This window comes from Paenibacillus allorhizoplanae (assembly GCF_927798215.1).
In the GTDB taxonomy this organism is placed as follows: Bacteria; Bacillota; Bacilli; order Paenibacillales; family NBRC-103111; genus Paenibacillus_E; species Paenibacillus_E allorhizoplanae.
This window is the reverse complement of record NZ_CAKMMW010000043.1, coordinates 1-13,659: the sequence shown is the minus strand read 5'-3', so window position 1 is coordinate 13,659 and position 13,659 is coordinate 1. Positions and strand designations below refer to the sequence as shown.

15 protein-coding genes and 2 riboswitches are annotated in these 13,659 nt (G+C 45.6%); of the genes, 4 read left to right on the top strand and 11 right to left on the bottom strand.

Translation table 11 applies throughout. From position 1 onward, the window contains the following. Window positions 1–76 precede the first annotated feature (76 nt). Window positions 77–186, bottom strand: a riboswitch (TPP riboswitch). A 177-nt stretch (window positions 187–363) separates the two neighbouring features. Next, on the bottom strand, window positions 364–3,483 hold the full coding sequence (locus L6I86_RS34345) for an alpha-amylase family protein (protein ID WP_236293308.1): 3,120 nt from the start codon (window positions 3,481–3,483) through the stop codon (window positions 364–366). 242 nt (window positions 3,484–3,725) lie between these two features. Between L6I86_RS34345 and L6I86_RS34340 the strand changes: the two genes are divergently transcribed. Then, window positions 3,726–4,802 carry a LacI family DNA-binding transcriptional regulator gene (locus L6I86_RS34340; protein ID WP_236293307.1) on the top strand — a complete coding sequence of 359 codons (1,077 nt, stop codon included), beginning with the start codon at window positions 3,726–3,728 and terminating at the stop codon, window positions 4,800–4,802. Window positions 4,803–5,297: 495 nt separating this feature from the next. On the opposite strand, the gene L6I86_RS34335 is transcribed toward L6I86_RS34340, so the two are convergent. The 5 genes from L6I86_RS34335 to L6I86_RS34315 all read right to left on the bottom strand — a co-directional run bounded on the left by L6I86_RS34335 (window position 5,298) and on the right by L6I86_RS34315 (window position 8,140). Next, window positions 5,298–5,567, bottom strand: coding sequence for a hypothetical protein (locus L6I86_RS34335; protein WP_236293306.1), 270 nt, complete (start codon window positions 5,565–5,567; stop codon window positions 5,298–5,300). A gap of 116 nt (window positions 5,568–5,683) precedes the next feature. Further along, entirely contained in the window at window positions 5,684–6,253 is a 570-nt protein-coding gene (locus L6I86_RS34330) for a peroxiredoxin (RefSeq protein WP_276574935.1), read from the bottom strand. 31 nt (window positions 6,254–6,284) lie between these two features. Beyond that, complete coding sequence (locus L6I86_RS34325; RefSeq protein ID WP_056624514.1) at window positions 6,285–6,524, bottom strand: glutaredoxin family protein; 240 nt, start codon at window positions 6,522–6,524, stop codon at window positions 6,285–6,287. Window positions 6,525–6,550: 26 nt separating this feature from the next. Then, window positions 6,551–7,474, bottom strand: coding sequence for an NAD(P)/FAD-dependent oxidoreductase (locus L6I86_RS34320; protein ID WP_236293305.1), 924 nt, complete (start codon window positions 7,472–7,474; stop codon window positions 6,551–6,553). 327 nt (window positions 7,475–7,801) lie between these two features. Beyond that, a complete protein-coding gene (locus L6I86_RS34315) occupies window positions 7,802–8,140 on the bottom strand; it encodes a winged helix-turn-helix transcriptional regulator (RefSeq protein ID WP_236293304.1) in 339 nt (112 codons plus the stop codon). 250 nt (window positions 8,141–8,390) lie between these two features. On the opposite strand from L6I86_RS34315, the gene L6I86_RS34310 reads away from it, so the two are divergent. Both L6I86_RS34310 and L6I86_RS34305 read left to right on the top strand, forming a co-directional pair. Further along, window positions 8,391–8,942, top strand: a complete 552-nt coding sequence (locus L6I86_RS34310) for an NAD(P)H-dependent oxidoreductase (protein WP_236293303.1) — start codon at window positions 8,391–8,393, stop codon at window positions 8,940–8,942. Between the two features lie 27 nt (window positions 8,943–8,969). Further along, window positions 8,970–9,683 (top strand): SDR family oxidoreductase, encoded by a 714-nt coding sequence (locus L6I86_RS34305; RefSeq protein ID WP_236293301.1) that lies wholly within the window; start codon window positions 8,970–8,972, stop codon window positions 9,681–9,683. Window positions 9,684–9,922: 239 nt separating this feature from the next. Here the strand turns inward: L6I86_RS34305 and L6I86_RS34300 are convergent, their stop codons facing one another. The 4 genes from L6I86_RS34300 to L6I86_RS34285 form a co-directional block, all read right to left on the bottom strand. Beyond that, complete coding sequence (locus L6I86_RS34300; RefSeq protein ID WP_236293300.1) at window positions 9,923–10,351, bottom strand: hypothetical protein; 429 nt, start codon at window positions 10,349–10,351, stop codon at window positions 9,923–9,925. 82 nt (window positions 10,352–10,433) lie between these two features. Then, entirely contained in the window at window positions 10,434–11,396 is a 963-nt protein-coding gene (locus L6I86_RS34295) for a copper amine oxidase N-terminal domain-containing protein (protein WP_236293299.1), read from the bottom strand. Between the two features lie 23 nt (window positions 11,397–11,419). Continuing rightward, window positions 11,420–11,983 (bottom strand): hypothetical protein, encoded by a 564-nt coding sequence (locus L6I86_RS34290; protein ID WP_236293297.1) that lies wholly within the window; start codon window positions 11,981–11,983, stop codon window positions 11,420–11,422. Window positions 11,984–12,019: 36 nt separating this feature from the next. Continuing rightward, window positions 12,020–12,739: a hypothetical protein gene (locus L6I86_RS34285; RefSeq protein WP_236293295.1), complete on the bottom strand. Its 720-nt coding sequence runs from the start codon at window positions 12,737–12,739 to the stop codon at window positions 12,020–12,022. A gap of 219 nt (window positions 12,740–12,958) precedes the next feature. Here L6I86_RS34285 and L6I86_RS34280 point away from each other — a divergent pair, with 219 nt between their 5' ends. Then, on the top strand, window positions 12,959–13,096 hold the full coding sequence (locus L6I86_RS34280) for a hypothetical protein (protein WP_236293293.1): 138 nt from the start codon (window positions 12,959–12,961) through the stop codon (window positions 13,094–13,096). Window positions 13,097–13,252: 156 nt separating this feature from the next. Here the strand turns inward: L6I86_RS34280 and L6I86_RS35785 are convergent, their stop codons facing one another. Further along, window positions 13,253–13,381, bottom strand: coding sequence for a hypothetical protein (locus L6I86_RS35785; protein ID WP_276574934.1), 129 nt, complete (start codon window positions 13,379–13,381; stop codon window positions 13,253–13,255). Between the two features lie 44 nt (window positions 13,382–13,425). Then, window positions 13,426–13,513: riboswitch (cyclic di-GMP riboswitch) on the bottom strand. Window positions 13,514–13,659: the final 146 nt, after the last annotated feature.

Below are 13,659 nucleotides of genomic sequence, written 5' to 3'. Positions count from 1 at the left end.
AGTTGATTATGATCAAGCGGAGGGTTCATGCTGCGAAAAAAAGACCGCATCTATAAATAGAGGCGGTCTCTTAGTATACAAAGAGATCTTGTGTTCCTCCGCTGGCATTATCCAGATCAGGTTTAACGGTCGATAGTTATAACTATCCTCTCAGCCTGGTCTCACCAAGCTCCCGTGATTATGCACTTAGGTATTTAATCTACACTTTAATTCAAAATATTGCAATAGCTCGGCAAAATCTAATTCATACTGGCCATTCATCGACGACATCCCGCTGCTCTCCCCCCGCTAAAAACCAAAAGCCCCCAAATGAGAATTCCATCTCATTCAGAGGCTTCTTCAATTAGCCTACCCGCTATTCGTCTACTGCTTCAACTCAACCTGCACCTGCTCAGGTCGATACACTGCCAACAACTCGCCGACAGAATTCACAGCGAACATCACCGTACGTTCGGCTTCCAGTTCGAACGCATAGCTCAGGCCCGTTGCCGGATCCGTCACTTCGATCTGCGCGTCCACGCTGAACTCCGAGACGAAGATGAACAACGAACCGCTATCAAAGCTGAGCTTCCGCCCATACACGCCCGGCAACTGCCCGCCTTTTACCCACGTTAGTTCCGCATCCACACCAGCTGACTTCATCGCATACGCGTACAGCTTCTCGAGTACATCATCGCGCTCACCAAGCTCCACTGGGAGTGGACACCATATGAGCTGCCCTTTGCCCAGCTCGTAGCTGCGAACGACGCCATGCTGGGAATTCCATTTGCCATCATCGGAAAGTGGCACTTCTTTATTCAACTGAGCGATTCGTGCACCACCGAAGGACACAGGAACCATCTCGCCATCCAACACCATCGCCTCTTCGCGGACAATGTTACCCAGCACTGTTTCACCTACAATATCCGTCAACCGAGCGACAGGTGCCCAGTACTCATTCAAACCAAGCGGCCCTGTAAACAGCAGCGTTCCGCCATTCTCACGTATATGCGTCGTCAACTTCGTAAGCGCGGCATCACTAAAGTTATGCGCACTTGGCACGATAATTAACTTCGGTTGATCCGACGTCAATGCCTCGAGATGATACTCGCTCAACCCGCGGAACGGTACGTTCATCCCATAAGCTAAAGTGCGAGTCAGTTTCGCTGTTGCATCACCGGCTACTTTGCGCGTGGAAAAGTCATTCGAATACGGGAATACAGCCACGACGTCCTCTAATTTGCGGCCCACGAAGAGATCACGAATCTCTCCCATGAATGCCCCGAAATCGTAGGAAACATCCGCCTCTGGCTTCTCTGTCCCATCTGCCCGAAGCGCCCCAATATGCGACTCATTGATGTTGTTCATATAGAAGTTGATATTCCAAATCCACTGAACAGCACCCGCTCCACCTGTCGAGAAGGCATAGGCGTATTTCCGCTCTAGAATATTACGCAGCTCATACTCCGAACGCTTCGCACGCCCATCTGCCGTCTCTACATACATAATACCCGTTTCTTGAATCAAACTCGGCTTCGTCGGCGCCTTGGAGAAAATGCCATCCCACACCAACTGATCCATCAACCACCACGTATGCACCGTCGTATAATCCACAGCTTCTGCATAAAAGAATGGCGATGGCCGCTGCGCGCCCAATCCCTCATCCTGTCCTACAGTCGCCAACTGTGCAGGGTTGATACTACGAATTGTCGCGATCAATTCCTTCGCCCAGCGATTGTGCATGTCCATGGTGAAAAGGGTGTAGTCCAGCCATGGTGAGCCTTTTTTCTCCACCGTTTCCGTTGTGCTCATGTTCACTTCAGAAGGATCCAACAAGCGGACACTAGCGAAGCTCGGGAGCTCCGCAGGAGACATATTCCAACGTTCTTGCAGCTTGCGAATATCCCCATGGCGCTCCTCCAGCCAAGCTACATACGCTTCATGCTCGAACGCATCATGTGCCGACTGCGGCCCCGCAAACGGCTTGCTCGGATTAAACATTGATGGCTCATTGATCAGATCCCAATGCACATTCGTCGTTTCCTTATGTCTGGACACTACCGAAGATATAAACCGCTTCTGTGCCTCCACGCTGCGCGGATCCAAATACGGATTCACGCCCTCCCACAGCTCTGGTGTAAACGAGAAGAAATTGAACGTGACTTCGATCCCATGTCTTTTGGCAGTCAAAATAAAGGCATCAATGCTGCGCAGCACTTCCTCATACGGATGTCCGTCTACGAACATGATTTGACGCCAAGCTGACCACACCCCAGTACGAAGCAGGTTGATGCCCGCTTTAACCATTTGTGCAATATCGCGATCCCACACGGAAACGTTTGGCAAGAACAAAAACTTCCTCGCCACATCGCTCGTCATATACGTCATCCCAACGATCGGAAGCGGACGTCCGTCCTTCCAGAAGTAGTCGCGATCACAGGACATCGGCGTCCCTTCGCGAAGCAACTCGGCATCATATCCCCAGAAGCCTTGGTTAAAAATGCGCGTTTCCCCCGTATTCGCTACTGCTTTACAAACCGCTGTATAATAACCCGCTTCAATATCAACAGGAATATTTACCTTTTTAAAAGAGAGCTCGCGTGACGCATTCATCGTGAATTCCGTCGTCCAGATCGGTGATGTTGCACCGTCTTTAGATACTTGGACATGGAATGTCCATGAGTCATTTTCAGACACAGCCCCTGTACGATTCGCGAGTGTCTGCAATTGAACCGTCAACGCTGCGCGGTCGCCCGGATCATAACAAGCGTAGTTCGGCTTGAACCATATTTCCGTTACACCACGCTTCGTATACCCTGCTAACTCCCCAACTAGTGCGGCTCCACCGTTACCCCAGAAGGTTTCATCCGTGACCACATTGGCGAAAATCCACCGGCCCCCTGCGAATGCCCCCTTCGTATTCTCAAGAAGCACGATCGGCGCTGCCACCTCGCGTCCTTCCTTCGATATCCCCTTCAGAAGAGGCGTGAAATGCGCATCCATCGGACCACTTGAACCAATTTGACCAGGATGATCATCGGTACGTGTCACATGCAGCGCGAATCCAACTGTCGGTTGAATGGCGAACAGATTTTCTTTACCTGCCAGCAACGGCAGCTCAGTATTCACGGCATACTCCGCAATAGGAGCGTCGTCTACGGAAAGAATTTCATGAATTTGAAGCTGCTGATGATACGCTGTCTGCTCGATTTCCAGCTCCCAGCCCTCTGCGCCTTGGTAAGAAGGTACTCGGAAAGGAGCGCTGCCCAGATGTACGAATCCTTTGCCCTTACGCGCATGAGTTAGGATTGCTTGCCATGCTGACTTCGGAAAGTAACGTCCGTGGAGATGAATAAAGTTATCTGCCCCCTGCTGCAGCGCCGCTTCTAGCCCCTCAGCTCCAACCACTCTTCCTATTTCTCCAAGCTGTGCAACAGCCTTGTCATCGGGTCGAATTCCTTCATATGGAAATGTGGGGTCGTAAAATATGATCGTTGTAAGCATGCTTCATCCTCCAAATCGATGTGTGGGTTCAATCGTCAATTCATACTCATTTTGTTATTTTTGTTAGGCTAACAACTCATAATTATGAACATAATTTACTCACTTTCTGAGTTGTGGTCAATCTTTTTTTTTTGCATAACCCATTATATAAACGCGCATTGACAATATTCGCCTGATCAGGAACAATAGATTTGTTAGGTTCGATTCGAAAAATTAACATATGTAATAGAAGGATGTCACCTATGAGCCCAAAAGTTTCCATGCAACAAATTGCCGACCGACTAGGTATGTCCAAATATACCGTTTCTCAAGCTTTATCTGGTAAATCAGGCGTTAGTGAAGAGAACCGTCTTCGTATTCAGGAGACTGCGAAAGCGATGGGCTATACACTCAAGCAGAAGCAGCCACAACGCACGCCAACTCATTATCAAACTGCCAGCCATGTCATTGGAGATACACACGCCAAAACTGAAATCACTCCCTATATCTTGGTGTGGATTCAGTCTACTTATTTAGAGGACAACCCTTTTTGGGGAAAGGTTCTCACTGGTATTGCCGCAGCTAGCAAAGAATTAGGCTTTGAGCATCTCATCGTTCCTATCGCACCTCATCATCAACTGGGATTGCAAATGCCTTCCTATCTCGATCCGTCGCATTGCATAGGACAGCTGCTAGCAGGCACCTTTCCTGTGCAGTCTGTTATTTCATTGAAACAGAGTGGGATTCCACTCGTCCTCATTGACCATCATGAACCGCTCATCGAAGTCGATTGTGTGCTTAATAACAATTTGGATGCTGGCAAAATGGCCTGTCAACGCCTGCTCTCTTCTAGCGCGAAGCGTGTTATTTTTATCGGCGATGATCAATTCGCCGTCAGTTTCAAAGAGCGATGGTGGGGCTGCCGCATGGCGCTCGAAGATATGACCGTATCAGGACCTGTTGAGCACTACCATTTGAAGAAATGGCAAATCGCCTACTCCGGGCCACACATGCTTCACCAATTGGAGCGCAAAGTCGCGGCATTGACGCCGGAAACCATGCCCGATGGCTTCGTTTGCGCCAATGACCACCTCGCGCTAGCGTTGTTGCCGATTCTGAAGCGTCATGGCCTCGATGTGCCTAGTCAAGTTAAAGTCCTCGGGCTGGACAATATTGAAGCAGCCGCTTATGCGACTCCTGCGCTAAGTACAATTGAGCTCGGGAAAGAAGCCCTAGGTATTCGAGCTGTAGAAACGCTGCTTTACCGACTACAGCACCCGGGCAGACAGGTGGAGAAAGTGGTGTTATCTTCTCGTTTTATTGCGCGGAATTCTGGTTAAATTAAAAACAGTGAGTAAGCACACCAATTACGGCGTGTTTATTCACTGTTGTATATAACGAAAAATATAACTATTTGAGTCTATTTAAACACTTGATGCGAAGCTAGCAAGGGGCAAAGGTTTTCTGCAATCCATACAATAATCAATACTTTGTAGCATTCCTGAATATTCAACATTGTCGAGGGTAACTTTGTTCTCGTGGAGACAAACTTCCTGTAAGTGCTTGTTTAGTTCATCTTGTATCTTATATAACAAAGATATTTCATCCGATATCGTTTGAATTTCGGTTTTCAATTGAGAGTACGTTTTCATAATTCAACATTTCCTTCCTTTATTAAGAATACTTATATTCTTTATAACGCACAATCGATGAAAATGTTGGAGAATCTTGTAGATCATTTCATGTAGATTTTTGTCGTCATCTCTGGAACGACAAAAAAAAGCGTACAGCACACTCATCATGAACATGAGCAGCTATACGCTTTTTCCAACTACCTATTTTGATAAATAGCTTAAACCAATAGAAATCAGCATACCCGCAAGCGCAATCCAGAATAAATAAGAGCGCCCTATGCGTTTCAGACTTTTATCTTGTCGATCCATAACGGTTTTCTTTCGACTGCTGCTCGTCTGCGTTTCTCCCTCAAGTTCATTGGTCACCTGCGATTTCCAATTCACGAATTGAAAGCCAATCCCGCTAACGACAACAGCTACCATCATCAAAATTAAAGAACCCATAAATACCTTGTCCGCAATGGACGCCATGCTGCATTCGACCTCACTATCTGCCTGTAATTCATATATTATACTTCAAATGGGGATACGAATACGAGTAGGGGAAAAAGCCCCAACCGACAAGATGTCGATTAGGGCTCATTGGCTTACAACGTGCGATCGCCTGGTTTCCAGTTCGCTGGGCACAGACCGCCAGCTTGTAGTGCTTGAAGTACACGAAGCGTCTCATCTACCGACCGGCCGACATTCATATCCGTAACCACTTGATAGCGTAGAACGCCATCCGGATCAATGATGAACAAGCCACGGTGAGCAGCACCGGTCTCATCATCTAGGACGCCATAGGCACGTGCTGTTTCTTTGGAGAAGTCACTCACCAGTGGGAACTTCACAGGTCCAATGCCGCTTTGATCGCGCGGTGTTTGTGTCCATGCACGATGCGTGTAGACACTGTCTACAGATGCACCTACGATGTCACAATCTAGGTCAAGGAATTGCTCGTAATGGTCGCTGAACGCGGTAATTTCCGTCGGACACACGAACGTGAAGTCGAAGGGCCAGAAGAAGAATACGAGCCATCTGCCGCGGTAGTCCTCGAGCGAGATTTTTTCCTCGAGTGTCTCCATATTTTTCGTGGAGAGCAGGTTGAAGCTCGGGGCTGGCAGCCCTATTTTAGCAAAAGTAGCAGGTGATTGAACGTTTAGTTGTTGTGTCATGATGTTATCTCCTTTGGGTTTATGGATTAGATTAGCTAGCGATTTCGGCTAGTGCTTTTTTGAGTTTGGTGACGTTAAGACCAAGAATTTTGTGCTCACCAATGACAGTGACGGGCAAGGACATGAGACCCATATCGTGCAGTTCTTGTCCGAATTGATCATTCAAATCGATGTTTCTTTCTTCAAAACCGACTTGCTGATCTGTTAAATATTTTTTCAGTTGGACACAATAAGGGCAGTTCGTACTGGAATATACGATTACATTAGACATAGTTGGTCATCTCCTAAAAGGTTAAATTATTTGTATTGCGGGATCAGTTGAGCCCGTTTATTAATGAATTTATCAACTGCCATGGCGGCAATCGCACCATCTGCAGCGGCAACAACCGCTTGTTTTACTGGGGTTCGTCTAACTTCTCCTGCACCGAAAACACCCGTAACCGGCGACTGCATCGAGCTGTCCAGAATCATAAAACCATCCTCATCCAGAGGAACTTGATCCTGCAAGAAATCCGTCCCTGGCTTGCTGCCAGATAAGAAAACGAAAACACCATCAACATCCAGCACTTCCTCGCCACCAGAGCTTGTACGAATTCTTAAACCATGAACTTGCTTATCGCCAAGAACTTCGAGGGGCTTCGTCTTGTAGAGCATGTTCGTGCCTTTCAATTCTGGAACATGGTGAACGCCTTGCAACTCAGGCCGTGGCACAACGAAATGAATGGATTTCGTGAACTTGCTGAGCGCCTGGGCTTCTTCCAGCGCTTCTTCCGAATCCCCGATCACTGCGACCGTTTTCCCTTCGAAAAATGCACCATCACACGTCGCACACGTACTCACGCCGCGCCCCATCAGATTTTCCTCACCGGGCAGCATGCGGTTACGTCCCTTAGAACCCGTTGCAATGATGATCGCCTTGCCTTCAAACATCCCATCAGCGGTAAACACATACTTCGTTTCGCCTTCGAGATCCACATCCGTAATCGTCGTTTGGATGAACTCAGCTCCGAAGCCTCTGGCTTGGTCGCGCATCGTATCAAGCAGATCCTTACCTGACAATTCGCCAATGACGCCGGGATAATTCGCAATTTTGTGCGTGATGGCTAATGCTCCTGTATTCGGTGCTTTATCGATAACTAATGTTTTCAAATTCCCTCGTGCTGTATAAATCGCCGCAGAAGCTCCAGCGGGACCAGCTCCAACAATAATGACATCATACATCGGTGATGCACTCCTTCCATACGGCCTCTTTCATTTTATTGATAATCGATATCAGATAATAATTATTATAAATAAAATATACATAAAGTCAAACTTATTTATAACCATTCTAATTAAAAGAAGAAAAAGAAGCTGCTGCAGCAGTACAACGACAAGAAAGTCCCTACAATTATTAAAATCGTTGAATTTCACGACATAATGGCCATAGAAAGATAACCTAACCTCCGCCCGGTTTCTTTATGACCCGGACAGCACAAAAACAGAGCAATAGCGGAATACACTTTTCCGTTATTGCTCTGTTTTTATTTGATGATGCATCTCAATCTTTTATAACTGCAAGCCGAATCTCTTTAACTCAATAAATATGCCTTCCAACCGCTTTCCCTTTTCCGTCAACGTATATTCGACACGCGGAGGAACCTCCGGATATACCTTCCTTACCAATATGCCATGATCCTCAAGTTCCTTCAATCTGAGCGAGAGTGTTTTGGGACTGATCCCCTCCATGGCCTTCAGCAACTCGCTGAACCGCAACGTGCCTTCGATAAGCAAATCCCGAATAATCAAAAATGTCCATTTTGTCCCAATGACATCCAGTGTTTTGGCAATTGGACAAGGCTGTCCCGCTGTTCCTTTGTTCAGTTCGATTGATTCTACTTCATGCATGGGAACCTGTCCCCCAGTACTTTTTTATTTGATTTTTCCTAATCATATCACATTAATTCACTTTCGGAAACTATATGAAATAAATATCACTACTTCCCAAAATAAAGTTAATGTATATATAATATCGTTGTTACCAAACAACAACGTCCCTACCATGAGGAGGAGATTAACAGCATCCTTGTTTCCTTTGCGCATGGCACATTTCTCGGCGTCGTAACTGAAAACTAAACTACAAAGGAGATTTTTGAAAATGAAAAATTTCTTAATTATTAACGGTCACCAAAAATACGGTTCATCAGAGGGAAGGCTGAACCAAACTCTAGTGGACAGTATGGTTAGTTTGTTACATGAAAACAACAGAGTAAAAACAACCACACTGCAAAAAGGCTATTCCGTCGAAGAAGAGCAGAAGAAGTTTGTCTGGGCTGATACGATTATCTACCAAACCCCCATCTATTGGTTCAGCGTGCCAGGGTTATTAAAAACGTACATGGATGAAGTGTATGCATACGGTTTATTTTTCAAAGGAGGTGATCAATATGGACGAGGCGGATTGTTAACTAACAAAACCTATATGTTGTCGACTACCTGGAACGCGCCTGAAAAGGCATTTAACGATCCTACGCAGTTTTTTAAAGGAGACGACTTGGAAGGGGCACTGGGACATTTGCATCGCGTTCAGGAGTTTCTCGGTATGCACCCTTTAAAGAGCTTCGCCTGCTACGATGTCATCAAAAATCCGAACATCGACAAATATGTAACCGAACTCCATGCACATCTAAAAAATGTACTGAAATTTTAATTCAACTACCTACGAGGAGGAAATCACATGTTACACAATCAAAAAGTTATGATCATCGGGGGAAGTTCCGGAATCGGTTTGGAAACAGCAAAGCAAGCCATCGCACTTGGCGCGGAGGTGATCATTGCAAGCCGCTCGGAAGATAAATTACAAAAAGCAAAAGAGTTTCTTGGCTCCAATGCTTCGGCGTACACGCTGGATACGACAAATGAAGAGCAAGTAAAAGCTTTTTTTGAAAAAACGGGCACGTTCGACCATCTGGTTGTCAGTGCAGCCGAAACATTCGGAGGATCTTTTCTACAAACGGATGCGGCCAAAGCGCGGCAACTTTTTGAAAACAAATTTTGGGGCCAATACTACGCAGCGAAATACGGCGCTCCGAAACTTTCGCCGAACGGCTCAATCACCCTGTTCTCCGGAGTTGTCGCCTACAAAGCGATGGTGGGTTCATCGGCACTTGGCGCAGTCAATGCAGCCGTATCGAGCCTGAGTCAGACTCTAGCTTTGGAACTTGCTCCAGTCCGGGTGAATACCGTTTCGCCTGGTATCATCGATACGCCATCACGCAGCAAAATGCCAGAAGACGCGCGTGCTAAATTATATACGGAGATCGCCCACAAACTCCCTGTGAAAAGGGTAGGAAAAGCGGAAGATGTCGCGCAAAGCGTACTGTACCTGATCCAAAATAGTTTCGTGACCGGAACTGTTCTCCATGTGGAAGGCGGGCATATTTTAGCTTAATTACTCCAGCCAAATACAACACACTTTTGAGAAACAAATAATGTTTCTTCGCGGAAGAGAATAGTTGGAATAGCTGGCACCGAGCTACTGGGCATCTTAGTACACTCCACCATTGACTGCAATTAAAGTATGGATCAATTCATGTACTTTCATGTCGTTGTACTTTAACATAAAAAAGCTACCTAGCAAGCAGGGGGTTCCTACTCGTCAGGCAGCTTTGATTTTAAATGCTATGGAGACTACAAATCATCCTCTTCCCTGATCACAGGGTACGGATATGGTGGATATTGCTGATAGTATGGTGGGTAGGGATAAGGATATGGGTACGGGTAATATGGTGGGTAGTATGGTTGTGTCGCCGCACCATATAGTAATGGAGCCACTACCCAAGGTAGTACATTGTTAAATCCGCCTCCATGAAAGTGACCTGGGCCACCGGGAAAATGTCCAGGACCCCCTGGGAAATGGCCGGGTCCACCAGGGAAGTGACCTGGGCCGCCAGGGCCTCCTGGGAAGTGGCCTGGACCTCCAATGCCTCCAATACCCCCTGGGCCGTGGCCAATGCCGCCGGGTCCATGTCCTATACCGCCTCCTATACCGCCTCCATGCCCTCCAATTGGTGGACGAAATTCTTGATCTTCACGCTTCGTCATATCGGAATCACTCACATTCTCTGTATAGTTTGATTTTCTACTATACTGTATGTGTGCGATTGCCTACTCGGTGAACGAAAGCCCAAAAATGGGCGCATTACTTATTTATCTTAGCCAGTTCATCATCCTTCATTTGCTCATATTGATCTTTGTAGGTATCTGTAATGGACGTATCATAACCGTTTTCACTTAGCTTTGCTTTCGTGTCACTATTAATTTGAGCAAATTGATTATCAATTTGCTCAACTTTCGCAAAGCCTTGCGCGATTAAACTTGGGCTTGGATTTTCTTTATATTGATCATATAGCTCTTGTAACGCAGCTTTAGCATCTGCTTTTAGCTGGGCCATTTTAGCCTCAGCCTCAGCCTTAATCGAAGCTTCAGATGGTTTTGTGATTCCGCCACCACCGCCGCCTCCACCACCAATTATTGGCGTCACAGGCTTCGTCTCTGGTTTCGTCTCTGGTAACTTCACCTCAGGCTTCTTCTCTTCCTTTGTAACCGCGGACACCGAGTACGTTTCCGGATCCCAGTTAATCGTTTTGCCAACAGATTCTGAGAAGAAACGGATAGGTACAAACAAACTACCATCAACAATATACCCAGGCAACTCATCAGATGGTTTTTTCGCAACGCCGTCAAAGACATAATTAATCTTCTCTTTATATACCTTCAAATTACTTGGAGCTAACTTCGATTTATCGAACTTCTCCGTACTTTTCGAAAATACCTGTGTATTTAATTTATATTCACTAATGTTAATTTTATCTGTCGCCTTAGGCTCAGCAATCGTTACCGTGTATGTATTTGGATCCCAGCTTACAGCTTTATCCAGTGAGTAGGAGACGAATCGAATGGGAACATATGTAGTACCTTCATAGATGAAACCCTGCTGACCCTCTGGCGGTGCATATTCCTTTCCGTCAAACGTAAAATGCATCGGAACCTGATACACATCCACATCCATTGGTGCTTGTGCTGCTGATGCTTGCGCAGAAACTCCCATCATCACAGCTAAGGATAAACCTGCAATTACTTTCAATCGTTTACTTGCTTTCACTTCCTGAACACCTCTTCTATGTATTATTGGGAAGAAACCACTCTCTGTACTGCTGCGATTTCTGCCGATGTAAACTTCGTATACGCGATCTTCTTCAGTTCCGCCTTCTTCTCAGGCGTCAGTCCACCGCTTGCCATTTGTCTAAGCTTATTGAGTTCAGATGCCGAGAATCGGCTCATCACGAACTTCACAGCTTCCTGCTTATTTTCGAATTGAACAGCTTCCTTCTTCTCCGTTGCAGTCGACTTCTTCTGTTCATTTCCCGTTGTTGGCTCTTGCCCCATCACGGTATTCGAAGCGTTTACCTGTCCCTCCGAGTTCTTAGGCACCACGCTTCCATTTGACTTATTCTCAGTTGAAGACTTCGGATTCTCAGCACTCGGTGTAGCAGAAGGAGGAATTTCAATCGTATCTGCAATGGCGGACAAATCCATGGAATTCAACCATTGCTGGCTGGTCCCACTATCCACAACGAGTTGATTGGCTATTTTGTCAGCAATCACATTCATCGCATAACTATAAGCCGTATAACCTCCACCCCCTAGCATACCTAGCACAATGATTGTCAGTATGAGCCTTTTTCTCATCTCAACCCCCTACTGTAGTTTGCATCTGTGGTAACATTACTTCGTAGTCTTCGGCTGCGTTTCTGCATATTTCTTCCCTTGACTTAAACCATACTTCGCTGCAATTCCAATCAATTGGTTATACTCGTCTTCCGATAGCTTCTGCAGAATAATATCCTTGGCTTTCTTCTTTTCATCAACAGATAAACCATTACCAGCCATCTTTGCAAACAGTTGGAGATCCGACGCACTTAATTTCTTCAAAAGCACAGAAGTCACCGATGCCTTCTCTTTTAGCGTGATCGCATCTTGAACCTCTTTTGCTTTCTCCGTCGTAATTTGAGCCTCATAACCTGTCCCATTCTTCGACGTTGCTGGAGTTGGCGTAGCAATCTGCTCTGCCTTCTTAGAATCATTAGCATTCTGAGTCGATGAACTTGTAACTTCCTTCTCCGAAGGCGTTTCTAACGGATGTGTCGTCCCTTGCGGTTTAGCAGTAGATGCATCATCTAGCTTCTTCTCGTTGGCATTAGTAGACTCCTTATTTACTGTTGTTGCGTTAGTCTTACTATTCACATCGCTATCATTACTCACATCGGAAGCTATCAAACTAGTCTCGTCATCAGTCGCTTGACTGATCTCCAAAGGAATGGAGGGAATCATCGAATCCAGGAAATAAGACATAGCTATATTCATGCCAAAATACCCAATTACAAGTAGCATTACAGCAGTACTTCCTACCCATACTAGTCGCTTCGTCCACTTCTTTTTCTTCATATATTCACCAACCAAGTCACATAATAGATATGTTTATTATAAACTTTATCAGTCAAGAAGTCACATATTGTAGGGAAAACGCAAAAAAAATGCACCGCGAGGTGCATTTTAACGCAAAAATAATCACCCCATAAGACAGGTGACAAAATTCGACATACATTTCAATTGATAACAGTTATATTAAAAGGTAATATACACCATACACGGGAGACGATGCGCTTGCCTAATTACTACTTTTCAGAAGTATGGACCCCATTGAAACTACTAGGTATCAAGCTTTTCAAAGATGATGAAGGCGCCATTTGGATCAAATACTGGGGGTTTAAACGCAGACGCTTTACGGGCAGTCCCAAATAACTGTTTGTACAAGCCGCGAATATATTCATTATAGCTGAGGATTCGACATTTGCAGAGGGACCAAAGTCATGGTCAGTAGTCCTATTTTTAATTTAAAACAATACCCGCGGCGACAATAAGACAGAGAACAAAAAAGCACCCTTTGGGGTGCTTTCGCTATGTATACAGTTTCGTACGATGATAACTAATTTTATTAAAAATCTTCGTTCGTTCAACATCACAGATGCAGCTATCCAGGATAACCTCGTTAAATCTCAACCAAAAAGAATGCCAATACTTATCCATGAAAATCCCTCCTCGATTTCACATAAAACTGGGAGGCACGATGATTCGGAAGCTGGCTAACATACTGGCATAACCAGCTTAGTCCCTATAGCTTTGCGTCACTGATTTTCATCAGCTTTGCCATTATCGTCCGATTTATGTGATTGACTTATATATCTATTGTAGCAAATCCATGTTTTGCGGCAATGGTCTATTCGTCGTGATTTTGGGGTTGAGGGAGGGGCGGAAGTACTAGGTTTAGGGGATGGTGTCTCTATACTTACTTAAAAGAATTAGAA

Coding starts and splice junctions, on each gene's coding strand:
- L6I86_RS34345 (WP_236293308.1), bottom strand. CDS start 3,483: ATGCTTACAACGATCATATTTTACGACCCCACATTTCCATATGAAGGA.
- L6I86_RS34340 (WP_236293307.1), top strand. CDS start 3,726: ATGAGCCCAAAAGTTTCCATGCAACAAATTGCCGACCGACTAGGTATG.
- L6I86_RS34335 (WP_236293306.1), bottom strand. CDS start 5,567: ATGGCGTCCATTGCGGACAAGGTATTTATGGGTTCTTTAATTTTGATG.
- L6I86_RS34330 (WP_276574935.1), bottom strand. CDS start 6,253: ATGACACAACAACTAAACGTTCAATCACCTGCTACTTTTGCTAAAATA.
- L6I86_RS34325 (WP_056624514.1), bottom strand. CDS start 6,524: ATGTCTAATGTAATCGTATATTCCAGTACGAACTGCCCTTATTGTGTC.
- L6I86_RS34320 (WP_236293305.1), bottom strand. CDS start 7,474: ATGTATGATGTCATTATTGTTGGAGCTGGTCCCGCTGGAGCTTCTGCG.
- L6I86_RS34315 (WP_236293304.1), bottom strand. CDS start 8,140: ATGCATGAAGTAGAATCAATCGAACTGAACAAAGGAACAGCGGGACAG.
- L6I86_RS34310 (WP_236293303.1), top strand. CDS start 8,391: ATGAAAAATTTCTTAATTATTAACGGTCACCAAAAATACGGTTCATCA.
- L6I86_RS34305 (WP_236293301.1), top strand. CDS start 8,970: ATGTTACACAATCAAAAAGTTATGATCATCGGGGGAAGTTCCGGAATC.
- L6I86_RS34290 (WP_236293297.1), bottom strand. CDS start 11,983: ATGAGAAAAAGGCTCATACTGACAATCATTGTGCTAGGTATGCTAGGG.
- L6I86_RS34285 (WP_236293295.1), bottom strand. CDS start 12,739: ATGAAGAAAAAGAAGTGGACGAAGCGACTAGTATGGGTAGGAAGTACT.
- L6I86_RS35785 (WP_276574934.1), bottom strand. CDS start 13,381: ATGGATAAGTATTGGCATTCTTTTTGGTTGAGATTTAACGAGGTTATC.